This is a genomic window from Sphingomonas sp. Ell38C01 (assembly GCF_055231975.1).
This window is the reverse complement of record NZ_JBUYVA010000001.1, coordinates 3,250,288-3,275,235: the sequence shown is the minus strand read 5'-3', so window position 1 is coordinate 3,275,235 and position 24,948 is coordinate 3,250,288. Positions and strand designations below refer to the sequence as shown.

The 24,948-nt window shown below is 68.2% G+C and carries 30 protein-coding genes; 11 read left to right on the top strand and 19 right to left on the bottom strand.

The genetic code is table 11. The features are described 5' to 3' along the window. Positions 1–54: 54 nt before the first annotated feature. Positions 55–657: a DUF2585 family protein gene (locus ACV7NO_RS15540; protein ID WP_463406862.1), complete on the bottom strand. Its 603-nt coding sequence runs from the start codon at positions 655–657 to the stop codon at positions 55–57. Between ACV7NO_RS15540 and gmk the strand changes: the two genes are divergently transcribed. Beyond that, complete coding sequence (gene gmk / locus ACV7NO_RS15535) at positions 656–1,312, top strand: guanylate kinase (protein ID WP_463406861.1); 657 nt, start codon at positions 656–658, stop codon at positions 1,310–1,312. The genes ACV7NO_RS15540 and gmk overlap by 2 nt on opposite strands. Positions 1,313–1,423: 111 nt before the next feature. Here the strand turns inward: gmk and ACV7NO_RS15530 are convergent, their stop codons facing one another. The 3 genes from ACV7NO_RS15530 to ACV7NO_RS15520 are packed head-to-tail and all read right to left on the bottom strand — an operon-like array spanning position 1,424 to position 2,978. Then, positions 1,424–2,113, bottom strand: a complete 690-nt coding sequence (locus ACV7NO_RS15530; RefSeq protein ID WP_463406860.1) for an ATP12 family chaperone protein — start codon at positions 2,111–2,113, stop codon at positions 1,424–1,426. After that, the gene (locus tag ACV7NO_RS15525) at positions 2,110–2,325 is read right to left on the bottom strand and encodes a hypothetical protein (RefSeq protein WP_463406859.1); all 216 of its coding nucleotides are present in this window, start codon (positions 2,323–2,325) and stop codon (positions 2,110–2,112) included. Before ACV7NO_RS15525 ends, ACV7NO_RS15530 begins: the two co-directional genes overlap by 4 nt. Next, on the bottom strand, positions 2,322–2,978 hold the full coding sequence (locus ACV7NO_RS15520; protein ID WP_463406858.1) for an HAD-IA family hydrolase: 657 nt from the start codon (positions 2,976–2,978) through the stop codon (positions 2,322–2,324). Before ACV7NO_RS15520 ends, ACV7NO_RS15525 begins: the two co-directional genes overlap by 4 nt. Positions 2,979–3,174: 196 nt before the next feature. Here ACV7NO_RS15520 and ACV7NO_RS15515 point away from each other — a divergent pair, with 196 nt between their 5' ends. Further along, complete coding sequence (locus tag ACV7NO_RS15515; RefSeq protein WP_463406857.1) at positions 3,175–3,327, top strand: hypothetical protein; 153 nt, start codon at positions 3,175–3,177, stop codon at positions 3,325–3,327. Positions 3,328–3,454: 127 nt separating this feature from the next. On the opposite strand, the gene ACV7NO_RS15510 is transcribed toward ACV7NO_RS15515, so the two are convergent. From ACV7NO_RS15510 to ACV7NO_RS15495, 4 genes are all read right to left on the bottom strand, one after another. Further along, positions 3,455–4,051: an FMN-binding negative transcriptional regulator gene (locus tag ACV7NO_RS15510; RefSeq protein ID WP_463406856.1), complete on the bottom strand. Its 597-nt coding sequence runs from the start codon at positions 4,049–4,051 to the stop codon at positions 3,455–3,457. Continuing rightward, positions 4,048–5,259 (bottom strand): RluA family pseudouridine synthase, encoded by a 1,212-nt coding sequence (locus tag ACV7NO_RS15505; RefSeq protein WP_463406855.1) that lies wholly within the window; start codon positions 5,257–5,259, stop codon positions 4,048–4,050. Before ACV7NO_RS15505 ends, ACV7NO_RS15510 begins: the two co-directional genes overlap by 4 nt. Then, on the bottom strand, positions 5,256–5,633 hold the full coding sequence (gene crcB, locus ACV7NO_RS15500) for a fluoride efflux transporter CrcB (RefSeq protein WP_463406854.1): 378 nt from the start codon (positions 5,631–5,633) through the stop codon (positions 5,256–5,258). Before crcB ends, ACV7NO_RS15505 begins: the two co-directional genes overlap by 4 nt. 192 nt (positions 5,634–5,825) lie before the next feature. Beyond that, positions 5,826–6,569 carry a hypothetical protein gene (locus ACV7NO_RS15495; RefSeq protein ID WP_463406853.1) on the bottom strand — a complete coding sequence of 248 codons (744 nt, stop codon included), beginning with the start codon at positions 6,567–6,569 and terminating at the stop codon, positions 5,826–5,828. Positions 6,570–6,723: 154 nt separating this feature from the next. On the opposite strand from ACV7NO_RS15495, the gene ACV7NO_RS15490 reads away from it, so the two are divergent. Continuing rightward, on the top strand, positions 6,724–6,945 hold the full coding sequence (locus ACV7NO_RS15490) for a hypothetical protein (protein ID WP_463406852.1): 222 nt from the start codon (positions 6,724–6,726) through the stop codon (positions 6,943–6,945). Between the two features lie 56 nt (positions 6,946–7,001). On the opposite strand, the gene ACV7NO_RS15485 is transcribed toward ACV7NO_RS15490, so the two are convergent. The 3 genes from ACV7NO_RS15485 to ACV7NO_RS15475 form a co-directional block, all read right to left on the bottom strand. Next, positions 7,002–7,589 carry a glycine zipper 2TM domain-containing protein gene (locus tag ACV7NO_RS15485; protein WP_463406851.1) on the bottom strand — a complete coding sequence of 196 codons (588 nt, stop codon included), beginning with the start codon at positions 7,587–7,589 and terminating at the stop codon, positions 7,002–7,004. Between the two features lie 97 nt (positions 7,590–7,686). Continuing rightward, positions 7,687–8,115 carry an OsmC family protein gene (locus ACV7NO_RS15480; protein WP_463406850.1) on the bottom strand — a complete coding sequence of 143 codons (429 nt, stop codon included), beginning with the start codon at positions 8,113–8,115 and terminating at the stop codon, positions 7,687–7,689. Positions 8,116–8,228: 113 nt separating this feature from the next. Beyond that, entirely contained in the window at positions 8,229–8,522 is a 294-nt protein-coding gene (locus ACV7NO_RS15475; RefSeq protein WP_463407375.1) for a glycine zipper 2TM domain-containing protein, read from the bottom strand. Between the two features lie 147 nt (positions 8,523–8,669). Between ACV7NO_RS15475 and ACV7NO_RS15470 the strand changes: the two genes are divergently transcribed. Next, positions 8,670–9,302, top strand: coding sequence for a trimeric intracellular cation channel family protein (locus tag ACV7NO_RS15470; RefSeq protein WP_463406849.1), 633 nt, complete (start codon positions 8,670–8,672; stop codon positions 9,300–9,302). A gap of 5 nt (positions 9,303–9,307) precedes the next feature. On the opposite strand, the gene ACV7NO_RS15465 is transcribed toward ACV7NO_RS15470, so the two are convergent. Together ACV7NO_RS15465 and sppA are read right to left on the bottom strand one after the other, a co-directional pair. Next, positions 9,308–9,871 (bottom strand): N-acetyltransferase family protein, encoded by a 564-nt coding sequence (locus ACV7NO_RS15465; protein WP_463406848.1) that lies wholly within the window; start codon positions 9,869–9,871, stop codon positions 9,308–9,310. Between the two features lie 204 nt (positions 9,872–10,075). Next, positions 10,076–11,950, bottom strand: coding sequence for a signal peptide peptidase SppA (sppA, locus tag ACV7NO_RS15460; RefSeq protein ID WP_463406847.1), 1,875 nt, complete (start codon positions 11,948–11,950; stop codon positions 10,076–10,078). Positions 11,951–12,140: 190 nt separating this feature from the next. Here sppA and ACV7NO_RS15455 point away from each other — a divergent pair, with 190 nt between their 5' ends. The 6 genes from ACV7NO_RS15455 (at position 12,141) to ACV7NO_RS15430 (ending at position 19,127) form a co-directional block, all read left to right on the top strand. Next, positions 12,141–13,547, top strand: coding sequence for an MATE family efflux transporter (locus ACV7NO_RS15455; RefSeq protein WP_463406846.1), 1,407 nt, complete (start codon positions 12,141–12,143; stop codon positions 13,545–13,547). A 131-nt stretch (positions 13,548–13,678) separates the two neighbouring features. After that, on the top strand, positions 13,679–13,969 hold the full coding sequence (groES, locus tag ACV7NO_RS15450; protein ID WP_463406845.1) for a co-chaperone GroES: 291 nt from the start codon (positions 13,679–13,681) through the stop codon (positions 13,967–13,969). Between the two features lie 83 nt (positions 13,970–14,052). Continuing rightward, the gene (gene groL / locus ACV7NO_RS15445; RefSeq protein ID WP_463406844.1) at positions 14,053–15,696 is read left to right on the top strand and encodes a chaperonin GroEL; all 1,644 of its coding nucleotides are present in this window, start codon (positions 14,053–14,055) and stop codon (positions 15,694–15,696) included. Positions 15,697–15,902: 206 nt separating this feature from the next. After that, complete coding sequence (locus ACV7NO_RS15440; RefSeq protein WP_463406843.1) at positions 15,903–16,463, top strand: Uma2 family endonuclease; 561 nt, start codon at positions 15,903–15,905, stop codon at positions 16,461–16,463. A gap of 50 nt (positions 16,464–16,513) precedes the next feature. After that, positions 16,514–17,098 (top strand): glutathione S-transferase N-terminal domain-containing protein, encoded by a 585-nt coding sequence (locus ACV7NO_RS15435; RefSeq protein ID WP_463406842.1) that lies wholly within the window; start codon positions 16,514–16,516, stop codon positions 17,096–17,098. A gap of 178 nt (positions 17,099–17,276) precedes the next feature. Next, positions 17,277–19,127 carry an ABC-F family ATP-binding cassette domain-containing protein gene (locus tag ACV7NO_RS15430; protein WP_463406841.1) on the top strand — a complete coding sequence of 617 codons (1,851 nt, stop codon included), beginning with the start codon at positions 17,277–17,279 and terminating at the stop codon, positions 19,125–19,127. A 166-nt stretch (positions 19,128–19,293) separates the two neighbouring features. Here the strand turns inward: ACV7NO_RS15430 and ACV7NO_RS15425 are convergent, their stop codons facing one another. The 4 genes from ACV7NO_RS15425 to ACV7NO_RS15410 all read right to left on the bottom strand — a co-directional run bounded on the left by ACV7NO_RS15425 (position 19,294) and on the right by ACV7NO_RS15410 (position 21,697). Then, positions 19,294–19,563 carry a hypothetical protein gene (locus ACV7NO_RS15425; RefSeq protein WP_463406840.1) on the bottom strand — a complete coding sequence of 90 codons (270 nt, stop codon included), beginning with the start codon at positions 19,561–19,563 and terminating at the stop codon, positions 19,294–19,296. A gap of 69 nt (positions 19,564–19,632) precedes the next feature. Continuing rightward, positions 19,633–20,916 (bottom strand): class I SAM-dependent methyltransferase, encoded by a 1,284-nt coding sequence (locus ACV7NO_RS15420; RefSeq protein ID WP_463406839.1) that lies wholly within the window; start codon positions 20,914–20,916, stop codon positions 19,633–19,635. A gap of 36 nt (positions 20,917–20,952) precedes the next feature. Continuing rightward, on the bottom strand, positions 20,953–21,225 hold the full coding sequence (locus ACV7NO_RS15415) for a DUF3297 family protein (protein WP_463406838.1): 273 nt from the start codon (positions 21,223–21,225) through the stop codon (positions 20,953–20,955). Between the two features lie 88 nt (positions 21,226–21,313). After that, positions 21,314–21,697 (bottom strand): hypothetical protein, encoded by a 384-nt coding sequence (locus ACV7NO_RS15410; protein ID WP_463406837.1) that lies wholly within the window; start codon positions 21,695–21,697, stop codon positions 21,314–21,316. 138 nt (positions 21,698–21,835) lie between these two features. On the opposite strand from ACV7NO_RS15410, the gene ACV7NO_RS15405 reads away from it, so the two are divergent. Then, positions 21,836–22,225, top strand: coding sequence for an EVE domain-containing protein (locus ACV7NO_RS15405; protein WP_463406836.1), 390 nt, complete (start codon positions 21,836–21,838; stop codon positions 22,223–22,225). A gap of 145 nt (positions 22,226–22,370) precedes the next feature. On the opposite strand, the gene ACV7NO_RS15400 is transcribed toward ACV7NO_RS15405, so the two are convergent. Together ACV7NO_RS15400 and typA are read right to left on the bottom strand one after the other, a co-directional pair. Continuing rightward, positions 22,371–22,889, bottom strand: a complete 519-nt coding sequence (locus tag ACV7NO_RS15400; RefSeq protein ID WP_463406835.1) for a phosphoribosyltransferase — start codon at positions 22,887–22,889, stop codon at positions 22,371–22,373. A gap of 126 nt (positions 22,890–23,015) precedes the next feature. Next, complete coding sequence (typA, locus tag ACV7NO_RS15395; RefSeq protein WP_463406834.1) at positions 23,016–24,860, bottom strand: translational GTPase TypA; 1,845 nt, start codon at positions 24,858–24,860, stop codon at positions 23,016–23,018. Positions 24,861–24,948 lie beyond the last annotated feature (88 nt).

Genomic DNA, 24,948 nt, shown 5'->3' with positions numbered 1-24,948 from the left:
CGATGCAGGAAGAATGGCACTTCAACAGGCTTGTGCGAACGGGCAGGGGAGAGTTTATCCCGTCTGCCACGCGCGCACCGCGTCGTTCGGCGCGATCAGCATCCACAGGTTCAGCATCAGATCGTCGCGAATCGCGGCCAGCGCGATCAGTTCTAGCGCGATCGCCAGCATGACGCCCGCCCCTCGCGGCAACCGCCACGCCAGCCAGAACCCCAGTGTCATCATCGCAATGTCGCTCACCGAATTGAGCACGCTGTCGCCCGAATAGCCGAACGCCATCGTCACGCTGCGATAGCGATCGATGATGACGGGCGAATTCTCCAGCACCTCCCACGCCGCCTCGACCGCGACTGCGAGCGCGAGGCGCCATTCGAGCCGCCAGCGTCGCAGCAGCCATGTGCCCGCGGCATAGAAGATCAGCCCGTGGACGACATGGCTGAGCGAATACCAGTCCGCGATCTGCTGGCTGTTCTGGTCCGACGTCACGTCGCCGGACCACAGCGCGACATGCCCGCACGGGCACGTCGGGGCACGCCCCATCGCCAGCAATGCCGCCCCGGCGACCGCCACGATCGCCAGAGCGACGCCCGCTGCGATCGCAACGCTTGATCGCCGCGCGCTTGACGCGCCCCATCCGGTTCCGCCAATGGCGCGCATGCCCGTCTCCAACCCGCTCGACCCCCATGGCATGAAGCGCCGCGGTGTCCTGTTCGTGCTATCCTCGCCGTCGGGCGCCGGAAAGTCGACGATCGCCCGCAAGCTGCTCGCCGCGACGCCAAGCCTCGGCATGTCGGTATCGGCGACGACCCGCCCGATCCGCAAGGGCGAGGTGGATGGCAAGGACTATCACTTCGTCGATCTCGAGCGCTTCCGCGAGATGGTGTCGAACCATGAGTTCATCGAATGGGCGCACGTCTTCGGCGAGCGCTATGGCACGCCGCGCGAGCCCGTCGAGGCGATGCTGTCGTCGGGGCAGGACGTGCTGTTCGACATCGACTGGCAGGGCGCGCAGCAGCTGTTCCAGATCGCGGGCGGCGACGTCGTCCGCGTCTTCATCCTGCCGCCGTCGATGGAGGAGCTGCGGTCGCGGCTCGAACGTCGCGCGACCGATTCGATGGAGATCATCGATCGCCGGATGGACCGCGCCGCGAACGAGGTGAGCCACTGGGACGGCTACGACTACGTGCTGGTCAACGACGATGTCGAGCAATGCTTCGAATCGGTGCGCACGATCCTGGCGGCGGAGCGGCTGAAGCGCTCGCGGCAGACCGGGCTGATCGGGCTGATCCGGCGGCTGACAAGGGCGGTTTGAGGGCGTTCGCCGTTTGAAATGTCGTCACCCCGGACTTGATCCGGGGGCCCGCTTCTTCGTCGGCGTCATCAAAAAGCGGGACCCCGGATCAAGTCCGGGGTGACGGCGAGATTACGCGCCGCTCGCCAACGCCAGAAAACGCACCCCCGCCTCGAACTCGCGCCGGTGCCCTTCGCGCGTCTGCGTCGCGAGATCGTCCTCCCCCCACATCTCCCGCTGCCAGTCCTCGTCGACCTGCGCGGCGGCCCATATCGTTTCGGCATCCGCGGCGCGCTCCGCCAGCGCGAGCGCGGCGACCAGCGAGCCGGTGACGCTCACCACCGGCGACAGCCCCGCCAGCGCGAACGCATCGCGCGCCGCCACCGCCTCCGCCAGCCGCGCGACCGTCGCGGGCGGCTGCGCTTGGAACATCACGCCGGTCGCGGTCTCGAAATGCACGTCGTAGCGCGCGCGTGCCCAGTCGAGCAGTGGGTCCCACGCTGCGCGCTGGCGCTCGACCAGCGGCGCGGGCTCGACGGCGCGGTAATAGAGCAGGTCCGTCTCGCCATAGCGCGCCAGCCCCGCCGCGAACGCCGCGGTGTCGGGCGCGACGCGGTCGATCGCGGCGTTCGCGAGCCCGGTCAGCGGCATCGCACGCGGATCGATGTCGCCCTCCACCGCGCGCCATTCCTCCGCGACCGCCGCCGCCAGCGCGTCGCTCGGCAGGAGCAGCGGCACGCGGCCGGGGGTGCGCACCGGCCGCGCATCGAGCCGCACGCCGCGGTCCGCGTCGATCGTCACGTCGGTCCAGAAGCGCTTCATGCGTCGTCGCCCTCCTTGCGGGTGCGCCAGCGATGCGCGAGCGCGGCGGGCACCGTCGCGGTCATGTAGAGCGCGGCCAGCACGATCGCGACGCCCAGCACCTTGCTCGCGGTATCGTGCGCGCGGGCGAGCAGGATCAGCCCCAGCACCGCGCCCGCGCTGCCAGCGAGGCGCGCGCCGACCAGCGCCATCCAGCGACCCCGCGCGCTCATGCGACGCACGCCATCAGGTCGCCGCACCGCGCCGCGACGACATGCGCGCCTGCCGCGCGCAGCTCGTCGGCGGCATGATAGCCCCAGGCGACGCCGACCGCGCGGACCCCCGCGGCGCGCGCCATCGCCATGTCATAGCTGGTGTCGCCGATCATCACCGCGTCCGCCGCGATTGCGCCCGCCTCCGCCAGCGCGGCCGCGATCATCGCGGGGTGCGGCTTGGACGGGTGCCGGTCCGCGGTCTGGAGCGTGACGAACCGGTCCGCCAACCCATGATGCGCGAGCAGAAGCGCCAGTCCGCGATCGGACTTGCCCGTCGCGATCCCGAGCGCCCAGCCGTCCGCCGCCAGCGCGTCGAGCACCTTGACGATGCCGTCGAACAGCGGCTCGTCGTCGAGCCCGCCATCGGCGCGCATCGCGCGGAACGCCCCCTTGTAGTCCGCCGCGAGGCTCGCGTGCAGCGCCGCGTCGCCTGCCGGGACCAGCGCCGCCATCGCCTCGACCAGGCTCAATCCGACGATCCGGCGGACCCGGTCGGGCGACGGGGCGGGGAGGCCGGCGCGCGCGAACGCCGCGTCCATCGCGCGACAGATGTTGCGCTGGCTGTCGACGAGGGTGCCGTCGCAGTCGAAGATGGCGAGCTTGGTGGTCATCGTTCCCGCGCATAGGCGGTGTAGCGCGCCAAGGGAACGGCGAGCCGTGCTTCACGGCTTGGTAAGCGTCCGTGGATATGCTTAATGCGATGCAGCATGCCGGGGGGCAGGCACATGGAACGGGATACTCGAGCGGAGCGGGGCGACGATGGTCGGCGCGGTGGCATTTACGTACGGTTTGCTGATGAGCTTCGTGATGAGCGCCATCGCCCGCAACGCGAAGCTGAAACGCCCCAATCCGCGCGTGGTGCAGGCGATCGGCTATGTCCTGTGCGGGATGACCGCGATGCTCTCGATCACGCTCTTCGCAGGCGCCGCCGCGCTCGAGATGGGGCTGGTGGAGCTGTAGTTCCTCCGCGGGGCAAGCCACCCGTCACCCCGGACTTGATCCGGGGTCCCGCTTATTCTTGATTGGCGCAGAAAAGCGGGATCCCGGATCAAGTCCGGGATGACGGTCAAGGGTAAGTAACTCGCCTTCATGCAAGCGCTGCCTGCATCGCATCGGCGATCGCCTTCTCGCCCTGTCGTTTGAACGCCGCCGCCACGCGCGCACGGTCCTCGGCGGACTTGTTCTGGCTCAGCTTGCGCGTCATCCACACCGCTTCCGCCTCGAGCGCGAACCCGGTGATCGCGCCGCGCAGCCGGACGAACGCGGCCTCGTCCATCTTGTCGCGATGCCAGGGGTTCTCGCGCGGTTCGAACATCGCTGCCAGCGCGTCGAGCTGCGCGGTCAGCCCGGCATCGTCGAGGCGGCGGACGACGCCCTCGATCTCGGCGGTGACGTAGTTCCACGTCGGCACCTGATTGCCCGGCGTTGCATACCAGTTCGGGCTGACATAGCCGTCCGGCCCCGCGACACTCACCAGTACGCGCGTGCCCTCCAGATGCCCGACGATCCGGTTCGCGCGCGAGACGTGGAACGTCAGCGTTTCGCCCATGACGGTCACCGGCGCGTGGACCACCATCGGCCCGTCCGGCGTCCCGGCGAAGATATGCGCGAACCCGACGCCGCCCACGAAGGCGAGCGCGGCGGCGCGATCGTCGACGTGGAACGACGGGGCGGGGTGCGTCACGCCTTGGGCTTGGGCTTCGGCCGGGGTTTCGGCTTGGCGGCGACCTTGGGGCCGGGTTTGGGCTTGGGCTTCACCTTGGCCGCACCGCGCGCGCCGTCGCGCGGATCGGGGCGCTTCTCCGCATTCTGGTCCGCACGACCGCGCCGCTCGCCGCGGCGCTCCTTGCGGACCCCCTTGGCGTGCGCCCGTGCGCGCGCCTTCTGCTCCTCGCGTGTCGGCGGGGGCAGTTCGTCGAGCGGCATCGTGTTGCCCAGCATCTCCTCGAAGCCGAGCATCTTGAGGCTTTCGGAGAAATGCGTCGGCAACTCCGCCTCGACATCGATCGTGCCGCCATCGGGATGGTCGATCCGCAGCCGCCGCGCGTGGAGGTGCATCTTGCGGCTGACCCCGCCGGTCAGGAACGCCGCAGCGCCGCCGTACTTGGCGTCGCCGACGATCGGGTGGCCGATCGCCGCCATGTGGACGCGCAGCTGGTGCGTGCGCCCGGTGTAGGGCTGGAGCTCGACCCACGCCGCCTTGTTGCCCGCGCGCGCGATCACGCGGTAGCGGGTACGCGCGGCCTGTCCGTTCTCCTCGTCGACATGCATCTTCTCGCCGCCGGTGCCGGGTTGCTTGGCGATCGGCAGCTCGACCATGCCGTCCTCGATCGAGGGGACGTCGACGATCAGCGCCCAGTACACCTTCTTGGCGGTGCGCGAGGAAAAGGCCTTGGCGAAATGCCCTGCCGCCCGCGCCGAGCGCGCGACGAGCAGCACGCCCGAGGTGTCCTTGTCGAGCCGGTGGACCAGCTTGGGCCGCCCCTCCGCCTCGTACTGGACGCCGTCGAGCAGACCGTCGACATGCGTGATCGTCTTGGTGCCGCCCTGCGTGGCGAGGCCGGGCGGCTTGTTGAGCACCAGCGCGGCGGCGTCCTTGTGGATCACCATCTCGCGGACGTAGGCGGCTTCCTCGTCGCTGATCGGCGCGCGCTCGCGCTTGGCGGGCGCATCGGTGCGGACGGGTTCGGGCGGGGGCACGCGCAGCACCTGCCCCGCGGCGAGCCGGTCGCCGGGATCGACGCGCGCGCCATCGACGCGCAGCTGGCCGGTCCGCGCCCATTTGGCGACGGTGGTGAAGCTCGTCTCGGGCAGGTGCCGCTTGAACCAGCGATCGACGCGGATCCCGTCGTCGTCATAGCCCACGTTGAACTGGCGGACGGCGTCGCTCATGCCACGACGCTCCGCGTGAGATGCAGCCCGAGCGCGAGCGCTGCGACCGAACCGACGACCGACAGCGCGACATAGCCGAGCGCGGGGACGAGGTCGCCCCGCTCGATCATCGTCATCGTATCGAGCGAGAAGGCGGAAAAGGTGGTGAACCCGCCGAGCACGCCGACGCCCAGCACCACGCGCGCGGTTTCGCCGCCACCGGTCCGCGCGAGCATGCCGACGAGCACCCCCATCAGGAATCCGCCGGCCAGGTTCACCGTCAGCGTGCCCCACGGCCAGGCGGGGCCGAACGCCGCGAGCGTGGCACGCCCGGTCAGATAGCGCGCCGCGGTGCCGATCGCACCGCCGGCCATCACGAGAAGAAGTTGCAACATCCGTCGCGCCCTACGCGAAAGTGCGTGGGAAAGGAATGGATGGGGTGGCGAAGTTCACGGCCTCGAGACGAGATCACCCATGAAGACGTCGTCACCCCGGACTTGATCCGGGGTCCCGCTTCTTCTTATTTTTCCTGGACGACGGCAGATAAAGCGTCACCCCGGATCAAGTCCGGGGTGACGTGACGGGCTTCAGCCCCCGTCGGCCATCAGGTCCACCTCGGTGCCGCCGCCCTTGCGGTCGCGCATCACCGCCAGGAACGCGGCGCCGTCCTTGCGCGTGCCCGCCAGCACATGGTCCGCGCCGTCCGCCTGATGCGCCGCGGCAAAGCCCGCCGCGCTCGTCTTCGTGTAGTACCAGTCGAGCAGACGCTGCATCGGCGCGCCGCTCGCGAAGCTGACGACGCGCAGCGCGCAGCCCGTCGCGTCCGCGCCCGCCGCCTCCGCCACGCGCGCGTCGGGATAGAGCGGCACGCCCGCGGGCAGGCGGTTCGCCCAGGCGGCGGAATAATGGATCGAGGTGGCGCATGCCGCCGGCCGACCGCCCTGCGCCGCCGCGAGTGCGCCCAGCGTCAGCGCGCGCCGTGCCTCGACGCATTTCGGGCAACTCGCGGACGCCGCGGGGGCCGGGCGCAGCGCGTCGCGTTCCGCCGGGCCGGGCGTCAGGCCGTCGGGGGCGGTTGCCCCCGAATAGGGCTGGGTCGGCGGGCGGACGCTATCGTCGTTCGCCTGCTGCGCGAGCGCGGGATCGACCATGATCTGGTCGCGCAGCGCGCTCTGCAACGCCGGATCGCGTGCTGGCTTCGTGTCCGCCGCCGCCAGCTGGTTGTCGAGGTCGTTCACCGCCGCCGCTTCGTCGGGCGCACCGCCGCATGCCGCCAGCGCAAGCAGCGCGGCGACGCCGATGCCGGTGCGGCCAAATCCTGTGTTCGTCATTCGAAGCCCCATGATGTCGTGATCCGCCATGCACCGGGGCGCGTAAAGACCCGTTCAGCAAGCACGGTTAACCTGAACCGGGTTTTCATCCTGAACGCGTTTTTCACCACGCGGCGGGTTGAACCGCACGGGCGCGTCGGCCATCTTGCGCGGCATGCTGAACATCGTCTCGATCCTGATCGGTCTCGTCGCTCTGGTGCTGGGGATCATCCCGTTCATCCCCTTCTTCGCCTGGGGGTACTGGTTCGTGATCCCGATCGCGGTCGTCGGCGCGGCGATCGGTGCGCTCTCGTCGAAGAATGGCGGGCGCAACCTGAACCTGATCCTGATCCTGATCTTCGCGGTCCGGCTGTCGCTGGGCGGCGGGATCATCTGACGTGAAAAGGGCCCGCCGGTCGCCCGGCGAGCCCTTCCTTCATCCTTCGCGTCGGATCAGCGGCAGACGACCTGCCCGCGATCGACCGACTGGCCGAGCAACGCACCGCCGCCTGCGCCGATCAGCGTGCCGAGCAGCCGCGATCCGCCGCCCGCGATGACGTTGCCGAGCGCACCGCCCGCCAGACCGCCGACGATCAACCCCGTCGTGCCGTCGTTGCGGCGGCAGTAATAGCGGTTGTCCTGACCGCGATAGATGCGGTCGTTCCGGCCCAGCCGGCGCTGCTGATAGTTGCTGCCGTCGCGGTAATAATGGTCCGCATAATAAGCGCGCTGGCCGCTAGGCAGGCGGTTGTAGTCGTAGTTGCGATACTGGCGCCAGTCGCGCTGGCGGTCCTGCCGGATGTCGCGCAGGTCGCCGCGGCGGTCCTGCCGTGCGTCGCGGACTTCGTCGCGATAGTCGCGGCGTGCCTCGCGGACGTCGCGGCGGCTGTCGGCGCTGCGCACGTCCCTGCGATAGTCGCGCTGCGCGTCGCGGACCTGCTCGCGATATTCGCGATTCGCCTCGCGCGGGGTGTCCTGCGCCGTCGCGGGCACCGCCGCGAAGGTGGTGGCGGCGATCGCCGCTGCCAGAATGATACGCATACCGTCTCTCCTCATGGATCGTGATAGCTGAACGGGCCGCGCAGCCGCTGGGTTGCGTGAACCGAAAACTACGTTTCGTTCACGCAACGGACAGGCGCTATTCGGCGAGGCTGGCGGTCAGCGTGATCTCGGCGTTGAGCAGCTTGGAAATCGGGCAGCCCGCCTTCGCCTCGCCCGAGATTCGGTCGAAATCGTCCGACGAAATACCCGGAATCGCGGCGCGCAGCGTCAGGTCCGACTTGGTGACCTTGAACCCGTCGCCGTCCTTGTCGAGCGTCACCTTCGCATCGGTTTCCAGCGTGCCCTTGTCGTACCCGGCCTTGGCCAGCGCGAAGCTGAGCGCCATCGTGAAGCAGCTGGCATGGGCCGCCGCGATCAACTCCTCGGGATTGGTGCCCGGCTCGCTCTCGAACCGCGTGGCGAAGCCGTAAGGATTGTCGGCAAGCGCGCCCGACTGGGTGGAGACGAACCCCTTGCCGTCCTTGCCGAGACCTTCGTACCGGGCCGAACCGCTATGTACTGGCATGCTGTGTGCTCCTGATGTGAAAAGGGGCGCTGTCCGGAAATGGACCACGCCCCTGCTTGTGATCGCGTGTCGCTGAACGATCAGCGGCGGCGACGGTTTCCTCTGTCGTCAGATCAGCGGCAGCGGCGGTTGCTCGTGCCGCGCTCGACCTCGCGACCTGCCAGCGCACCGACCGCGGCACCGCCCAGCGTGCCGAGCGTGCGGTCGCCGCGCGTGTCGATCGTACGACCGAGCAACGCGCCCGCTACGCCGCCGACGACGAGGCCGGTGGTGCCGTCAGGCTTGCGGCAGCGATAGCGGCCGTCATTGCCCTTCCACTCCCGATACTTGTAGCGGCGCTGGGCGTCGGCGTCGGGCACCGTCACGCTCAGCGTGGGGGCGACGATGGCGAAGGCGCACAGCGCCATGGTGAACTTGCGCATGATACTCACTCCCGTAGAAAACTCGTGACCGAAACCTAACGTCGCTTCCTACCCCCGGTTGCATGAACCCGAAACAACGGCGTGTTCAGGTCGCGCTTTGCACAGGGAGGGCGGACGGCTAAGCGCGCGGCCATGCCGCCGTTCACGCTCCTGCCCACGCTCACGCCGTGGTTCGATCTTGCCGGACTTGCGGTGTTCGCCGCGTCGGGCGCGCTGGCGGCGGCACGGCGCGGGCAGACGATCGTCACGCTCACCTTCTTCGCGCTCGTCACCGGGGTCGGCGGGGGGACGATGCGCGACCTGCTGATCGGCGCGCCGGTCTTCTGGGTGCACGATGCGCGCGCGGCGGGCGTGTGCCTCACCGCGGCGTTCGTGATCTGGGTGACGCCGGAGCGGTGGTGGTCGGGTGCGGCGCTCGCCTGGTTCGACGCTGTGGGGCTGGCGGCCTATGCGGTCTATGGCGCGGGCAAGGCGATCGGATACGGCGTGCCGCCGGTGCCCGCCGCCGTCATGGGGGTCGTCACCGCGTGCGTCGGCGGGATCGTCCGCGACGTGCTGGCGGGAGAGCCGTCGATCCTGATGCGGCCGGAGCTGTACGTGACCGCGGCTGCGCTGGCCTCCGGGCTATACGTCGGGCTCGGGCTGCTCGGCGTGCCGATCGCGGTGGCGGCGGTGGTGTCCGCCGGGGCGGGGTTCCTGCTGCGTGCGGCGGCAATCCGGCTGCATCTGGCGCTGCCGGCCTATCGGGGACGGCCCAACCAGTAGGCGGGCTATCCCCGGACCACGCCGGTATCCGCGAACCGCCGCGGTTCGACGGGCGGCACCTGCGAATCGTTGAGTTCGCACTGCCAGAAGCCGACGTCGATCCAGCGCCCGTGCTTGAACCCGATCTCGCGGTACACGCCCGCGCGGCGAAAGCCCACCGCCTCGTGCAGCGTGATCGACCCCGGGTTGGGCAGCGCGATCACGCCGATCGCCTGGGTGAAGCCCTGCGCGCGCAGCGTGTCGACCAGCGCCTCGTACACCAGCCGCCCCGCGCCCCGGCCCTGCACCGCGCCCGCGACATAGACAGACGTCTCGACGACATAGCGATAGGCGGGGCGATCGCGGAACCGCCCGGCATAGGCATAGGCCATCACCGGCGCATCGTCGCCCGCGCCCTCGGTCGCGACGATCCAGGGATAGAGCCCCTCCGACGCCGCCATCCGGGTGCGCATCGCGCGGGTGTCGGGCGCGTCGGTCTCGAAGGATACCGTGCCCGACAGCACATAGGGCGCGTAGATCGCCGCGATCGAGGCGGCGTCCTCGGGACGGGCAGGGCGGATCGCGATCATTGGGGTCTCCCGGGGTGAGGCGTCGGGCTACCGGGCGGGCGTCGGGCGGGCAAGGGTGCACGCTCCTCCCCGCACGGGGGGAGGTGTCGCGAAGCGACCGAGGGGGCCTGCCGCGATCGACACGGCAGCGATCGGGGATGCCCCCCTTCCGTCAGGCCTGCGGCCTGCCACCTCCCCGTGCCGGGGAGGATCGGGATCGTCCTCTCACCAGCCAAAGCGCGCCAGCACCAGCTGCATCAGCGTGCGGTCGTCCGCGCTCGCGGTCATCGGCCCCAGCCCGGTGCATTCGAGACACCGCGCCTGGATACCGCCGCCCATCGTCAGCCGCCGCACGTCGCCCAGCGCGCGCGCGAGCATCTGGCGGTTCGCGCCCGCGATTCGCGCGAACGCGTCGGTCGGCGCGCTGGCGTCGTCGTCGTCCTTGTTCGCGATCTGGCGCGCGATCTCGGCGAACTTGCCGGGCTTCTTCTCCAGATACTGGATCGTCGCGTCGTCGGCGTCGAGCTTCGCGCGCTTCGCCGCCTCGGCCACCGCGTCCTTCAGCCCGCCGAACCGGTCGACCAGCCCCAATTGGCGCGCGGTGCCGCCGTCCCACACGCGGCCCTGCGCGATCTCGTTGACGCGCGCGACGGGCAGGTGGCGGGCGTTAGCGACGCGCGCGAGGAACTGCGCATAGCCGCGCTCGATCGCGGCCTGCAGCACCGCGTCGGTCTGCGCATTGGTGCCCGCGAGGACGTCCGGCTGCCCCGACAGCGGCGTCGTCTTCACCCCGTCGGTGGTGATGCCGATCTTGGCGAGCGTATTCTCGAACGTCGGGATCAACCCGAAGATGCCGATCGATCCGGTGATCGTGCCGGGCTCGGCGAAGATCGTGTCGCCCGCGGTCGATACCCAATAGCCGCCCGACGCCGCCATCCCGCCCATCGACACGACGACCGGCAGACCCTTCGCCTTCGCCTCGAGCACCGCGAGCCGGATTCGCTCCGACGCCAGCGCGGAGCCGCCCGGCGAGTCGACGCGCACCACCAGCGCCTTGAGGTCGCCCTTGGCGAGCCCGTCATAGATGAACTTGGCGATCGTATCGCCGCCCGCGGTGCCCGCGCCCGCCTTGCCGTCGACGATGTCGCCTGCGACCGTCACGACGCCGATCTTTCCCTTCCTGGGCAACGGGTTGGCATCGACATAGGCGTCGTACTTGATCGTGTTGAAGAAGCCCGCGGGCTTCGACGCGTCGCCGCCTGCGATCTGCGCGACGCGCTTGCCGAACGCCACGCGGTCGCCGAGCTTGTCGACGATCCCGGTCGACAGGTTGGCCTGCGCGATGTCGCCCTGCGCCGCGGTGACGACGGCCTGCGGATCGGTGAGCCACTGCGCCACCTGCGCCTTGGGGCGTGCGGTCGCGATCGCGGTCTTCCAGTTGTCGAAGAACGAGCCGTACAGCGCGGTCGCGGCTTCCTTCGCCTCGGGGCTCTGGTCGGCGCGGGTATAGGGCTCGACGAACGACTTGTACTTGCCGACGCGGTAGACGTGCGCGTTGACCCCCAGCTTGTCGATCAGGCCCTTGTAATACATCGTCGATCCGCCCGGCCCGGCGAACAGCGTGCCGCCCATCGGGTGGACCCAGATCTCGCTCGCCTGCGCCGCCAGCCGGTAGCCGCCGTCGGTATAGCCCGTCGCATAGGCCAGCACCGGCTTGCCCGCCGCCTTCACCTGCCGCAGCGCCTCCGCCACCTCGCCGAGCGCGGCCGGATAGGCGCCGCCGAACCGGTCGAGATCGAGCACCACCGCCTTGACTCGCGGATCGGTCTTCGCGGCCTCCAGCACGCGCAGCACGTCGCGCAGGCGGTATTGCCGGCCGACCTGCTGGCCGGAGAGCAGCGCGAACGGCGCGACCTCCTCGGGCTGCTCCACGATCGGTCCGTCGAGATCGAGCACCAGCGCGCCGTCCTTGATCGACGCGGGCGTCGGGCGGGCGTTGAGGGCGGCGAACAGCGCGCCGAAGAACAGCAGCATCAAGGCGAGCACCAGCGCATCCTTGATCCCGACCAGCAGTTTCCACGCACCGCGAACGAGCTTCATGTCCATCTCCGCACCCGGCGCATATCGCGCGCGGGCGTCATCAAGCGCGCGGTGTAGCCGGAAGTGTATGGGCCGGGCAATACGCCTTCTCGTTTCCGTCATCCCCGCGATGGCGGGGAAGGGCGGGCAGGGCGCCAGGACGAACGACGGGTGACGACAACCCGGCCGCCACCCGCTAAGGCCCCGCGCGATGCATGCCGCCCTGCCCGTCACAGCCACCGGCGCCGCCCCGGCCTCCGCCCGTGCGGAGCTCGGCGCGCTGACGCGGCTGGCGGGGCCGCTGGTCGCGGCGAACCTGCTCCAGATGGCGGTGTACGCGGTCGACGTCGTGTTCGTCGCGCGGCTGGGCACCGTCGAGTTCGCGGCCGCCACGCTGGGCGTGTTCCTGTTCAGCCTGATCCTGTGGGCGCTGATGAGCATGGCGAGCGCGTGCGCGCCGATCATCGCCGCCGAACTCGGCGCCAGGCGGCATGCGGTACGCGAGGTCCGGCGCTCGTTCCGCATGGCGATGTGGCTCGGGGTCGTCGCCGCGCTGCCGTTCGTCGTGCTGCTGCTGTTCGGCGAGACGCTGTTGCTGGCGGTGGGGCAGGATGCGCGGGTCGCGGCGCGTGCGGGCGCGTTCCTCGACATCCTCGTCATCGCGCTGATCCCCAACATCGTCGCGGGCGTGATGCGCAGCGTCGCGGCGACGCTGGGCCGCGCGAACTGGGCGATGGCGGTCACCGCGATGGCGCTGGCGGTCGGCGCGCTGTTCAACTGGCTGCTGGTGTTCGGCAATGCCGGGTTTCCCGCGCTGGGGCTGGAGGGATCGGCGATCGCCAGCGTGGTGACGTCGATCGCGATGGTCGCGGCCTATGCCGCGATCCTGACGTTCGACCCCAAGATCCGCCGCTATCGCCTGTTCGGCAGGTGGTGGCGCACCGAATGGTCGCGTTTCGCTGAGATCGCGCGGCTGGGCATTCCGATCGCGCTCACCGTCACGCTGGAGGCGGGGCTGTTCGGTGGCGCCGCGCTGCTCATGGGCCTGATCGGCGTGACGGAGGTGGCAGCGCATGCGATCGCGCTCAACATCGCCGCGGTCGCGTTCCAGGTGCCGCTGGGGATCGGGCAGGCGGCCACGATCCGTGTCGGCATGGCCTATGGCGCGGGCGACCGGTTGTGGGTGGCGCGCGCGGGCTGGGTCGCGATCGTCGCGGGCACCGCGTTCATGGGGCTGACGGCGGCGGCGATCTGGATCGCGCCCCGCGCGTTCATCGGCATCTATGTCGATGCGGACGCCGCGCAGAACGCAGCCGTCGTCGCGCTCGCGGTGCGCTATCTCGCGATCGCGGCGATGTTCCAGCTGTTCGACGGCGCGCAGGCGGTGGCGGCAGGCGTGCTGCGCGGGTTGCAGGATACGCGCGTGCCGATGATCGTCGCGGGCGTCGGCTACTGGGCGATCGGATTCGTCGTGTCGATCGCACTCGGCTTCTGGGCGGACTGGCAGGGCGTGGGCATCTGGATCGGGCTGGCGGCGGGGCTGGCGGCGGTGTCGGCGATGCTGGTGTGGCGCTGGCATGCGCGCGATCGCTTCGGCCTGGTCGCACGCACGACCTGACGACGGGTTCCGAAAAAATCGCATCGCCGCCGTTGACGACGGGTGCGTGCCTCCACATATGCGAACCGCTGGCACTCGCTTCGTTCGAGTGCCAAAAATCTGTCACACGAACCTGAAAGAGGGTATCGCACATGAACTTTCGTCCGTTGCACGATCGCGTTCTCGTCCGCCGTCTCGAGGCGCAGGAGAAGACGGCCGGCGGGATCATCATCCCCGACACCGCCAAGGAAAAGCCGCAGGAGGGCGAGGTCGTCGCCGCCGGCACCGGCGCGCGCAACGAGGCCGGCGAGGTCCACCCGCTCGAGGTGAAGGCCGGCGACAAGGTGCTGTTCGGCAAGTGGTCCGGCACCGAGGTCAAGGTCGATGGCGAGGACCTGCTCATCATGAAGGAATCGGACATCCTCGGCATCGTCGAGGGCTGATTTCCGCGCGCTCGCGGGGACGGTTTCGCACCCCCCGTGAGTGGCAACTTCCACAACTTCCAGATTTCGAAAGGGTAGCCACCATGGCAGCCAAGGACGTAAAATTTTCGCGTGACGCGCGTGAGCGCATTCTCCGCGGCGTCGACATCCTCGCCGATGCGGTGAAGGTCACGCTGGGGCCGAAGGGCCGCAACGTCGTGATCGACAAGAGCTTCGGCGCACCGCGCATCACCAAGGACGGCGTCACCGTCGCCAAGGAGATCGAGCTGAAGGACAAGTTCGAGAACATGGGCGCGCAGATGCTGCGCGAAGTCGCCTCGAAGACCAACGACATCGCCGGCGACGGCACGACCACCGCGACCGTCCTGGCGCAGGCGATCGTCCGCGAGGGCATGAAGTCGGTCGCGGCGGGCATGAACCCGATGGACCTGAAGCGCGGCATCGACCTCGCCGTCGTCAAGGTCGTCGAGGACGTGAAGGCGCGCTCGAAGCCCGTCTCGGGATCGAAGGAAGTCGCGCAGGTCGGCATCATCTCCGCCAATGGCGACCGTGAGGTCGGCGAGAAGATCGCCGAGGCGATGGAGAAGGTCGGCAAGGAAGGCGTCATCACCGTCGAGGAGGCCAAGGGCCTCGAGTTCGAGCTGGACGTCGTCGAGGGCATGCAGTTCGATCGCGGCTACCTGTCGCCCTACTTCATCACCAACCCGGAGAAGATGACGGTCGAGCTCAACGATCCGTACATCCTGATCCACGAGAAGAAGCTCAGCAACCTGCAGGCGATGCTCCCGATCCTGGAAGCCGTCGTCCAGTCGGGTCGCCCGCTGCTCATCATCGCCGAGGACATCGAGGGCGAGGCGCTCGCCACGCTCGTGGTGAACAAGCTGCGCGGCGGCCTGAAGGTCGCAGCGGTCAAGGCGCCGGGCTTCGGCGATCGCCGCAAGGCGATGCTCGAGGACATCGCGATCCTGACGAAGGGCGAGATGATCTCCGAGGATCTGGGCATCAAGCTCGAGACCGTGACGCTGGGCATGCTGGGCACCGCCAAGCGCGTCACGATCGACAAGGACAACACCGTGATCGTCGACGGTGCCGGCGACGTCGACTCGATCAAGGGGCGCACCGAGGCGATCCGCCAGCAGATCGAGAACACCACCAGCGACTATGACAAGGAGAAGCTCCAGGAGCGTCTCGCCAAGCTCGCCGGCGGCGTCGCGGTCATCAAGGTCGGTGGATCGTCCGAGGTCGAGGTGAAGGAGCGCAAGGATCGCGTCGACGACGCGCTGCACGCGACCCGCGCCGCGGTCGAGGAAGGTATCGTTCCCGGTGGCGGCACCGCGCTGTTGTACGCCACCAAGGCGCTCGACGGCCTGACCGGCGCGAACGAGGACCAGACGCGCGGTATCGACATCGTCCGCAAGTCGCTGACCGCGCTGGTTCGCCAGATCGCCAGCAATGCCGGGCATGACGGTGCGGTGGTGTCGGGCAAGCTGCTCGACGGCAACGACTCCAACATCGGCTTCAATGCCGCGACCGACACGTACGAGAACCTGGTGGAAGCCGGCGTGATCGACCCGACCAAGGTCGTCCGCACCGCGCTCCAGAATGCGGCGTCGGTCGCCGGCCTGCTCATCACGACCGAAGCGGCCGTGAGCGAGCTGCCGGAAGACAAGCCCGCCATGCCCATGGGCGGCGGCGGCATGGGCGGCATGGGCGGCATGGACTTCTGATTTTCGACCGGGCGAGCGAACGCTCGCCTGGACAGAAAATCGGAACGGCCGGCGGGCTGGCGGCAAAGCCATCGGCCCCGTCCGACGAAGAGCATGGGCTCTGCCCGTGCTCCGACCCAGGCCTGCCAGACGACCCACGGCGAAGGGCCGGCGGATCACTCCGCCGGCCCTTTGTTTGTCGGCGCGCCGATGGTAAAAGCATCGGGATGGCAAGCCTGCTCGCCCTTTCGAATCCGCGGCTCCTGACAGCCGAGGAGTTCTACCAGATCGATTTCGGTCCCGATCTGAAAGCCGAGCTGAATAACGGCTACATCCGCATGATGGCGGGCGGTATGCGCGACCATGCGCGGGTACAGGCGAATGTGATGATCGCGCTGGGTATTCGCCTGCATGGGTCGGGCTGCCGCCCCTACGGCTCCGACATGTCGGTGCGCGCACATGACCTGTCGGTCCGCCATCCGGATATCACGGTGGACTGCGGCAGTGCTGGCGACATGGGTCGTGACATTCGCCTTACCGCGCCGCGTGTCCTATTCGAGGTCCTGTCGCCTTCGACCCGCGATCTCGATCTTCGCGTCAAGAAGGAGGAATATCGCGCGATCGACACCGTCGACACGATCGTCTTCATCGATCCCGACGCCGAGACGGTGGCCATCAGTCAGCGCCGGGATGACGATTGGGTCGATACACCGTTCCGGCTATGCGACGTCGCGCTACCCTCGCTGCACCTTACCATCCCCCACGCGGAAATCTTCGCCCGCGACTGATCGCCGCCTCAAGCGTTCCCCTCTCAATACGAACCCCCGAGAGGACCGACATGAAGCTCTATTACTCCCCCGGCGCATGCAGCCTGGCCGACCATATCGCGCTCCACGAAGCCGGCTTGGCATTCGAACATGAAAAGGTCGACCTCAAGGCGAAGACGACCGAGAGCGGCGCGGACTTCGCCGCGATCAATCCCAAGGGCTATGTCCCCGCGCTGACGCTCGACAGCGGCGAGACGCTCAGCGAGAACATCGCGATCCTCGACTGGATCGCGCATCAGGACGGCGCGCTGAAGCCCGAAGGCGCGATGGGCCACACCCACCTGCTCGAGGCGTTGGCCTTTATCTCGACCGAGATCCACAAGAGTTTCAAGCCGTTCTTCGCGGGCGGCAGCGACGCCGACAAGGCCAAGGCGGGGGAGACGATCGTCCAGCGGATGACGCATCTCGCCGATACGATGCAGGGCGACTATCTGTTCGGCGCGCAGGTGGGCGTCGCGGACTTCTACCTGTTCGTGATGCTGCTGTGGGCGAAGAAGATGGGCGTCGACGCGCCGGCCGCGCTGGTGGCGTATCGCGACCGGATGATGCAGCTGCCGTCGGTGGTGACGGCAATGACGCATGAGGGGTTGATCTGACGCGCTGCCGCTAGCTCTGTTCGTGCTGAGCCCGTCGATGCACTGTCCTTCTTCCGCGCCGGTCGAAGAAGAAAGGCAGCACTTCGACAGGGTCGGTGCGAACGGGGCAGGGACAACCGCTGTTCCCAGGCCGACACACCCCATTCCGCATCGCACCATTTTCCGCTATGGCCCGACGATGCTCAACCTCAACGGCATCACCGTGCGCCTCGGCGGCCGCACGATCCTCGACGGCGCGACCGCGGCGCTTCCTCCGGGCAGCCGCGTCGGGCTGATCGGGCGCAACGGCGCGGGCAAGTCGACGATGGTCCGCGTCATCGCGGGGCTGCTCGAGCCCGACGGCGGCTCGGCCGACATGCCGCGCGGCAGCCGCATCGGCTATATCGCGCAGGAGGCCCCCACCGGCACCGCGACGCCGTTCGACACCGTGCTGGAGGCGGACACCGAGCGCGCCACGCTGATGGTCGCGAGCGAGACCGAGACCGATCCCGAAAAGCTCGGCGACATCTACGAACGCCTGATCGCGATCGATGCGTACACCGCGCCGGCGCGCGCCGCCCGCATCCTGCTGGGCCTCGGCTTCGACGAGGCGATGCAGGCGCAGCCGCTCGACAGCTTTTCGGGCGGGTGGAAGATGCGCGTCGCGCTCGCGGCCCTGCTGTTCTCGCAGCCCGACCTGCTGCTGCTCGACGAGCCGTCGAACCACCTCGATCTCGAAGCGGTGATGTGGCTCGAGGACTTCCTCCAGAGCTACAAGGCGACGATCGTCGTCGTCAGCCACGAGCGCGATTTCCTCAACAACGTCGTCGACCACATCCTCCACCTCCAGGGCGGCAAGATCACGCTCTATCCCGGCGGCTACGACGCGTTCGAGAAGCAGCGCGCCGAGCGGATGGCGCAGCTCGCCGCCGCAAAGGCCAGCCAGGACGCGCAGCGCGCCAAGCTGCAGGATTACGTCGCCCGCAACTCCGCGCGCGCCTCGACCGCCAAGCAGGCGCAGAGCCGGCAGAAGATGCTGTCGAAGATGCAGCCGATCGCGGAGATGGCGAACGACCCCACGCTGTCGTTCGGCTTCCCCAACCCGACCGAGCTGCGCCCGCCGCTCATCACGCTCGATCACGCGTCGGTCGGCTATGCGGAGACGCCGATCCTCAAGCGGCTCAACATGCGGATCGATCCCGACGACCGGATCGCGTTGCTGGGCCGCAACGGCAACGGCAAGACGACGCTCGCCCGCCTGCTCGCCGCACAGCTTGCGCCGATGGATGGCGCAATGGCGGCGACGGGCAAGATGTCGGTCGGCTATTTCACGCAGTATCAGGTCGAGGAGCTCGATACCGACGACACCCCGCTCGAACACATGACGCGCACGATGAAGGGCGCCAGCCCCGCCGCGGTGCGCGCGCAGCTCGGCCGGTTCGGCTTTTCGGGGGACAAGGCGACGACCAAGGTCGGCAAGCTGTCGGGCGGCGAGCGCGCGCGCCTCGCGCTCGCGATCATCACCCGCGACGCGCCGCACCTGCTGATCCTCGACGAGCCGACCAACCATCTCGACGTCGATGCGCGCGAGGCGCTGGTCCAGGCGCTCAACGACTATACGGGGGCGGTCATCCTCGTCAGCCACGACCGCCACATGGTCGAGCTGACCGCGGACCGGCTGGTGCTGGTCGATCACGGCACCGCGAAGGACTATGACGGCACGCTCGACGATTACATCGCGATGATCCTGTCGGGCGATTCGAAGACCGAGAAGGCGACGAAAAAGAAGGACAAGGCCGCCGCCGCCGCCGCGCGCGATGCGGAGAAGGCATTGCGCGCTGCGGCGAAGGAAGCCGAAGGCGAACTCGCCAAGCTCACCGAACAGCGCGCCGCGATCGAACGCGCGATGTTCGACCCCTCGACCGCGCCGGGGCATCTGGCCAAACTGTCGATGAGCGACCTGATGAAGCGGCGCGCCGAGCTTGCGGACCGGATCGAGGTCGCGGAGGCACGGTGGATGGAGGCGAGCGAGGCGCTGGAGACGGTTTGATGCCCTCTCCCGTTGACATCTCCATCCATTGATATCTCCCCCGTTCGCACTGAGCTTGTCGAAGTGCTGTTCTTCTCCTCAACGGACGAGAAAAAGGCAGCACTTCGACAAGCTCAGTGCGAACGGGGGCTAGGTGTAACCGTTGAACGACGACCCCGTCACGCGTTTACGTGTGAACGGCAGCAATGATATAAAGTCGATGCTGCCTTCCGATCAGCACTGCTTTTTCGGTTTCGTGCTTCATTGGCTTGGCAATACCCGACCGGAGTTCATCCAGATTGGGATAGTTCGTCAGTAACGATCCCCTTACACGATTTCCTACCTTGTGATCGTCGTCGACCTCAACGCGTGCGACGAGGCCGCCGCGTTTGTCGGCAGTGGCTACCGTGATCCGCAAGATCAAGTCGTCGCCCTCCTGCATGTCAGGGAACGTCATCCTGCGGAACGGGGAGCCTTCGACGTCGCTCAGGCCGAACCGAGTTGGTGAAAGGTAACCGGAAACCGCTCAAAGCCCCCGCAAAGGCAGCCCCGACAACCCCGTCACCCGCTTCTGCGCCAGCGTCTGGAAATCGCACAGCACACCGCGCCGGAACCCCATGCACGACAGTGCGAAATACAAAAGCCACAGCCGCGTGCGCGTCAGTCCCGCTTCCGCCGCCGCCTCGTCCTTGCGCGCGTAGAGCCGTTCGCTCCACGCCTTCAATGACAGATAATAATGCTCGCGCATCGTCTCGACGGCGCGCACCTCGAAGCCGTGGCGTTCCAGGTTGGTCGTCGTCAGCCCGATGTAATCCAGCTCGCCGCCGGGGAAGATCCAGCGGTTGATGACCTTCATGTATGCGCTCTGCTTGCGGAACTTCGACAGGTCCATCATCGCCCGCCTGGTCGTCGCCTGATGCACGTACAGGCCGTTGCCCTTCAGCAGCGTCTTCATCTGCGCGAAGAACGTGTCGTGATTGTCGATCCCGACATGCTCGAACATCCCGATCTGCGCGATCGCGTCATAGGCTTCGGGCTGGTCGAGCGTGCGATAGTCGCGCAGCTCCAGCGTCACCCGGTTCGCCAGCCCGCGCTCGTGCACGCGCTGCCATGCGCGATCGAGCTGCGCCTGGCTCAGCGTCACGCCGTGGACGGTCGCGCCGTAATGCTCCGCGGCATGGCACGCAAGCCCGCCCCAGCCGCAGCCGATGTCGAGCATCTGCGATCCCGGCTTCAGCCGCAGCTTGGTGCAGATCAGGTCGAGCTTCGTGCGTTGCGCGGTATCCAGATCGGTGTCGAAACTGTCGAACACCGCGGCGGAATATTGCATCTCCGCATCGAGGAACATCGCATAGAAGGCATTCGACACGTCGTAATGGAACTGGATCATCGCCTGGTCATCGCGCCCGCGCCCGGCGATCCGCTTCACCTGGGCGGCGAAGCCCATGCCGGCGTCCGCGGGCGGCCGCGCGGTCAGGAAGGGCAGGGCGCAGCGCAGCACCAGCGCCTTGTCGACGTCGCGCTTGAGGTGGACGGCGCGGAGGTGGTCCCAGCGGTCGAGCGCCTCGAGCGGGCTGCCCCCGGTGATGTCGAGCCCGCCTGCGAGGTACACCTCCACCAGGGTGGTCAGCTTGGGCGAGCGCACCAACCGGCCGATCGTGGCGGGCGAGGATATGACGATGCGGATATCGTCACGCGCGTTCGGCCCGAGTGGCAGGACCTCGCCGTTCCACAGCTGGAGCGAGGCATCCGCCTGCAAATGCTCGGCGATATGCGCGACGAGGCGGCGCGCGGCGGTCAGTCTCTCCATGCGGGCAGGCTGTCATCGCCCGCGTGTCGACGCAAATTATTCCGCGTCTTCGCTCGCGTCCGCATCCGCCGCGGGGCGTTCGAAATAAGGCTCGACCTCGCCGGTCAGCTTGAGCGTCAGCGGCCGTCCCTTGCGATCGACCTTCTTGCCGAGCGCGACGCGGATCCAGCCTTCGGACACCGAATATTCCTCGACGTCGCGGCGTTCGACGCCCTTGAAGCGAATGCCGATCCCGCGTTCCAGCGTGGGCTGGTCGAAATGCGGGCTGCTGGGGTCGATCGAAAGGCGGTCGGGGGGCGTGTCGGTCATCCGCGCGCATCTAGCGGTCGATCCTGCGGGGGGCAACCGAAACGGCGCGGAAGTCGCCTCCCGCGCCGTCCGACCCGTCGTCCCGATGTCAGTCGCAGACCCGGACGCGGACATTCCGCCCGTAATAGGGATCCCACCGCCACTGGTTCCAGCACCGCGGCTGGTAGTTGTAGCGATAGTCGTTGTAATAGACCTGCGGCGGGGGCGCGTTGTAATAGCCGCGCGGCTGCGGATAATAGCCGCGATCGTAATATCCCCGATCGTAATAGCGGTTGTTGTTGCTCGACGCGATCGCCGCACCGACCCCGAGCCCGAGGATGCCGCCGAGCACCGCTCCCGCCGCGACATCGCCGCCATTGCCGCGGTGGCCGCGATAGCCGCCCCAGCGCTGCGCATCCGCCGGCACGGCCGCCGTCAGCGCGGTCGCCGCGAGGACGGCGCTCAGTCCTGCCTTCTTCATGAAACCGTTCATCTCGAACCCTCCTTACACTGGTACGCCCGGTCCGCTGGTGGAACAAACGCATAGGCTGCGAGCGTGTTTCGTGGCGTAGGCGAGTCGAACTGAACCGGTGCGGAATGCGGCGTTAACCGGGCGTGCAGGGAGGAAGCGATGGCGTACTGGCTGCTGAAGTCCGAGCCGGAGAGCTATGGCTGGGACGATCTGGTCCGGGATGGCGGGACCGAGTGGGACGGCGTGCGCAACCATGCGGCGGCGGCGCACCTGCGGGCGATGGCGGTGGGGGACGAAGCGCTGTTCTATCACAGCGGCAAGGAGAAGGCGGCGGTGGGTGTGGCGCGCGTCGTGCGGGCGGCGCGAAAGGACGGCAACGAGGGCAACTGGGTGTCGGTGCGGATCGAGCCGGTCGCGGCGTTGAAGGCGCCCGTCACGCTGGCGGCGATGAAGGCGGATGCGGCGCTGGCGGGGATGGCGATGTTGCGCCAGTCGCGGCTGTCGGTGTCGCCGGTGACGGCGACGGAGTGGGTAGTGTTGGTGGGGTAGGAGCTACGCCACCCAACGCCGTTTGCCCTGAGCCCTTCGACTTCGCTCGGGAGAGCCTTGTCGAAGGGCCGTCCTTCTTTCGCGCGAAGAGTAGAAGGACAGTGCTTCGACAGGCTCAGCACGAACGCACCTGGGGTCGGTCGGATCAGGCGATCCGTTCGGGCACCGCGGCGGAATCCTCGACGATCGTCGCGGTGGGGGCGACGGCCTCCCATGGGAAGACGAACCAGTCCTTGAGCACCGTCCGGTCGATCGTCCGCGCGGCATAGTCGACGCGCTCGGCGGAGACGATGTTGTCGATCAGCGTCGCGACGCGGACGTTCGCCATGTCGCCGCCCGCGGCCTTGAGTGCGGCGCGGATGAAGCCGAGCGTGCGCCCGCTGTCGTTGATGTCGTCGACCAGCAGCAGCCGGGTGCCCTCTACGGTGCGGGCGGCGAGCTTCTCGAGAAGGTCCGCGGCGAAGTCGGGCTGTTCGGACGAGTGGTCGACCGACAGCAGCGGCTTGCCCGTCGCGTGGCTGAGATAGGTGGCGGGCACCAACCCGCCACGCCCGATCCCGACGAGGAAGTCGGGTGCCCAGCTGTCGCCCTTGAGCGAGGCGGCCAGCGCATGGATCGCGTCGACGAACGCGGCCTGCGGAATCGGGGTGAGGGTTGGGGTCATATGTGGGCTTTAGCGCCGCGATACCCTTACGTCATCCCCGCGAAGGCGGGGATCCATCGTGTGACCGTGATCGCTCGAACGACGGTCGGGAGATGGACCCCCGCCTGCGCGGGGGTGACGGATAAGTTACGCGGTGACCTTCGCGCGCGAGGCCTTCTTGCGCTCGTTGGCGTCGAGATGGCGCTTGCGCAGCCGGATCGACTTGGGCGTCACCTCGACCATCTCGTCGTCGTCGATATAGGCGATCGCCTGCTCGAGCGTCGCGCGCTTCGGCGGGGTGAGGCGGACCTGGTCGTCCTTGCCGCCCGAGGCGCGGAAGTTCGTCAGCGCCTTGGTCTTCATCGGGTTGACCTCAAGGTCGTCCGGCTTGGCGTTCTCGCCGACGATCATGCCCTCGTACAGCGCCTCGCCGTGGCCGACGAACAGGATGCCGCGCTCCTCGAGCGGACCCAGCGCATAGTTGTTGGCCTCGCCGGTGCCGTTCGAGATCAGGACGCCGTTCTTGCGACCCTCGATCTTGCCCTTGTGGGGGCCGTACTTCTCGAACAGCCGGTTCATGATGCCGGTGCCGCGCGTGTCCGACAGGAACTCGCCGTGATAGCCGATCATCCCGCGCGACGGGGCGGAGAAGGTGATGCGCGTCTTGCCGCCGCCCGAGGGGCGCATGTCGGTCATCTCGGCCTTGCGCAGGTTCATCTTCTCGACGACCGTGCCCGAATACTCGTCGTCGACGTCGATGATGACGGTTTCGTACGGCTCGGTCTTGCCGCCATTCTCGTCCTCGGAGAACAGCACGCGCGGGCGGCTGATGCCCAGCTCGAAGCCTTCGCGGCGCATCGTCTCAATCAGCACGCCCAGCTGGAGCTCGCCGCGCCCGGCGACCTCGTAGCTGTCGCGATCGGACGCTTCGGTCACCTTCACGGCGACGTTCGATTCTGCCTCGCGGAACAGGCGGTCGCGGATCATGCGCGACGTCACCTTGCTGCCCTCGCGGCCCGCCATCGGCGAGTCGTTCACCGCGAAGCGCATCGACAGCGTCGGCGGATCGATCGGCTGCGCGTGGAGCGGCTCGGTCACCTGCGGATCGGCGATCGTGTTCGCGACGGTGGCGACCGACAGGCCCGCGAGGCTGATGATGTCGCCCGCCTTGGCCTCGTCGACCGGCACGCGATCGAGCCCGCGGAACGAAAGGATCTTCGACGCGCGGCCCGTCTCGATGACCTTGCCATCGTTGTCGAGCGCGTGGATCGGCTGGTTGAGCTTGATCGTGCCCGAATTGACGCGGCCCGTCAGCACGCGGCCGAGGAAGGGATCGCGGTCGAGCAGCGTGACCAGGAAGGTGAACGGCACGTCCTCGACTTCCACCGCGGGGGCGGGGACGTGGCTGACGATCGTCTCGAACATCGGGATCAGCGTGCCTTCGCGCGCGTCCATGTCGGTCGAGGCATAGCCGTTGCGGCCCGAGGCGTACAGCACCGGGAAGTCGAGCTGCTCATCGTTCGCGTCGAGCGACACGAACAGGTCGAACACCTCGTCCAGCACTTCCTGGATGCGCGCGTCGCTGCGGTCGACCTTGTTGACGACGACGATCGGCTTGAGGCCCAGCGCCAGCGCCTTGCCGGTCACGAACTTCGTCTGCGGCATCGCGCCTTCCGACGAATCGACGAGCAGGACGACGCCGTCGACCATCGACAGGATGCGTTCCACTTCGCCACCGAAGTCGGCGTGGCCGGGGGTGTCGACGATGTTGATGCGGATGCTCTCCGAAGCGCCCGGGGGCGTCCAGTCGACCGAGGTCGGCTTGGCGAGAATCGTGATCCCGCGCTCCTTTTCGAGATCGTTCGAATCCATCGCGCGCTCTTCGATGCGCTGGTTGTCGCGGAAGGTGCCGGACTGGCGGAAGAGCTGATCGACCAGGGTGGTTTTACCATGATCGACGTGCGCGATGATCGCCACGTTGCGGAGGCTCATGAAGGTCTCTCGATGTAAGAAAGCGGAAAAGTTCCGCGCCCCCTAGCGCATTTGCTGCGCCGCGGGAAGTCCCGCGACGCAGCCCGCG

Bases quoted from the DNA above. Each gene is read 5' to 3' on its own strand.
- ACV7NO_RS15430 (WP_463406841.1), top strand. From the start codon at position 17,277: ATGCTCAACCTCAACGGCATCACCGTGCGCCTCGGCGGCCGCACGATC.
- ACV7NO_RS15485 (WP_463406851.1), bottom strand. From the start codon at position 7,589: ATGCGTATCATTCTGGCAGCGGCGATCGCCGCCACCACCTTCGCGGCG.
- ACV7NO_RS15540 (WP_463406862.1), bottom strand. From the start codon at position 657: ATGCGCGCCATTGGCGGAACCGGATGGGGCGCGTCAAGCGCGCGGCGA.
- ACV7NO_RS15435 (WP_463406842.1), top strand. From the start codon at position 16,514: ATGAAGCTCTATTACTCCCCCGGCGCATGCAGCCTGGCCGACCATATC.
- ACV7NO_RS15520 (WP_463406858.1), bottom strand. From the start codon at position 2,978: ATGACCACCAAGCTCGCCATCTTCGACTGCGACGGCACCCTCGTCGAC.
- ACV7NO_RS15505 (WP_463406855.1), bottom strand. From the start codon at position 5,259: ATGAGCGACGCCGTCCGCCAGTTCAACGTGGGCTATGACGACGACGGG.
- ACV7NO_RS15470 (WP_463406849.1), top strand. From the start codon at position 8,670: ATGCCGCCGTTCACGCTCCTGCCCACGCTCACGCCGTGGTTCGATCTT.
- groES (WP_463406845.1), top strand. From the start codon at position 13,679: ATGAACTTTCGTCCGTTGCACGATCGCGTTCTCGTCCGCCGTCTCGAG.
- ACV7NO_RS15490 (WP_463406852.1), top strand. From the start codon at position 6,724: ATGCTGAACATCGTCTCGATCCTGATCGGTCTCGTCGCTCTGGTGCTG.
- ACV7NO_RS15440 (WP_463406843.1), top strand. From the start codon at position 15,903: ATGGCAAGCCTGCTCGCCCTTTCGAATCCGCGGCTCCTGACAGCCGAG.
- ACV7NO_RS15495 (WP_463406853.1), bottom strand. From the start codon at position 6,569: ATGACGAACACAGGATTTGGCCGCACCGGCATCGGCGTCGCCGCGCTG.
- typA (WP_463406834.1), bottom strand. From the start codon at position 24,860: ATGAGCCTCCGCAACGTGGCGATCATCGCGCACGTCGATCATGGTAAA.
- ACV7NO_RS15405 (WP_463406836.1), top strand. From the start codon at position 21,836: ATGGCGTACTGGCTGCTGAAGTCCGAGCCGGAGAGCTATGGCTGGGAC.
- crcB (WP_463406854.1), bottom strand. From the start codon at position 5,633: ATGTTGCAACTTCTTCTCGTGATGGCCGGCGGTGCGATCGGCACCGCG.
- ACV7NO_RS15525 (WP_463406859.1), bottom strand. From the start codon at position 2,325: ATGAGCGCGCGGGGTCGCTGGATGGCGCTGGTCGGCGCGCGCCTCGCT.
- ACV7NO_RS15475 (WP_463407375.1), bottom strand. From the start codon at position 8,522: ATGGCGCTGTGCGCCTTCGCCATCGTCGCCCCCACGCTGAGCGTGACG.
- ACV7NO_RS15480 (WP_463406850.1), bottom strand. From the start codon at position 8,115: ATGCCAGTACATAGCGGTTCGGCCCGGTACGAAGGTCTCGGCAAGGAC.
- gmk (WP_463406861.1), top strand. From the start codon at position 656: ATGCCCGTCTCCAACCCGCTCGACCCCCATGGCATGAAGCGCCGCGGT.
- sppA (WP_463406847.1), bottom strand. From the start codon at position 11,950: ATGAAGCTCGTTCGCGGTGCGTGGAAACTGCTGGTCGGGATCAAGGAT.
- ACV7NO_RS15410 (WP_463406837.1), bottom strand. From the start codon at position 21,697: ATGAACGGTTTCATGAAGAAGGCAGGACTGAGCGCCGTCCTCGCGGCG.
- ACV7NO_RS15455 (WP_463406846.1), top strand. From the start codon at position 12,141: ATGCATGCCGCCCTGCCCGTCACAGCCACCGGCGCCGCCCCGGCCTCC.
- ACV7NO_RS15465 (WP_463406848.1), bottom strand. From the start codon at position 9,871: ATGATCGCGATCCGCCCTGCCCGTCCCGAGGACGCCGCCTCGATCGCG.
- ACV7NO_RS15425 (WP_463406840.1), bottom strand. From the start codon at position 19,563: ATGACGTTCCCTGACATGCAGGAGGGCGACGACTTGATCTTGCGGATC.
- groL (WP_463406844.1), top strand. From the start codon at position 14,053: ATGGCAGCCAAGGACGTAAAATTTTCGCGTGACGCGCGTGAGCGCATT.
- ACV7NO_RS15420 (WP_463406839.1), bottom strand. From the start codon at position 20,916: ATGGAGAGACTGACCGCCGCGCGCCGCCTCGTCGCGCATATCGCCGAG.
- ACV7NO_RS15515 (WP_463406857.1), top strand. From the start codon at position 3,175: ATGAGCGCCATCGCCCGCAACGCGAAGCTGAAACGCCCCAATCCGCGC.
- ACV7NO_RS15530 (WP_463406860.1), bottom strand. From the start codon at position 2,113: ATGAAGCGCTTCTGGACCGACGTGACGATCGACGCGGACCGCGGCGTG.
- ACV7NO_RS15415 (WP_463406838.1), bottom strand. From the start codon at position 21,225: ATGACCGACACGCCCCCCGACCGCCTTTCGATCGACCCCAGCAGCCCG.
- ACV7NO_RS15400 (WP_463406835.1), bottom strand. From the start codon at position 22,889: ATGACCCCAACCCTCACCCCGATTCCGCAGGCCGCGTTCGTCGACGCG.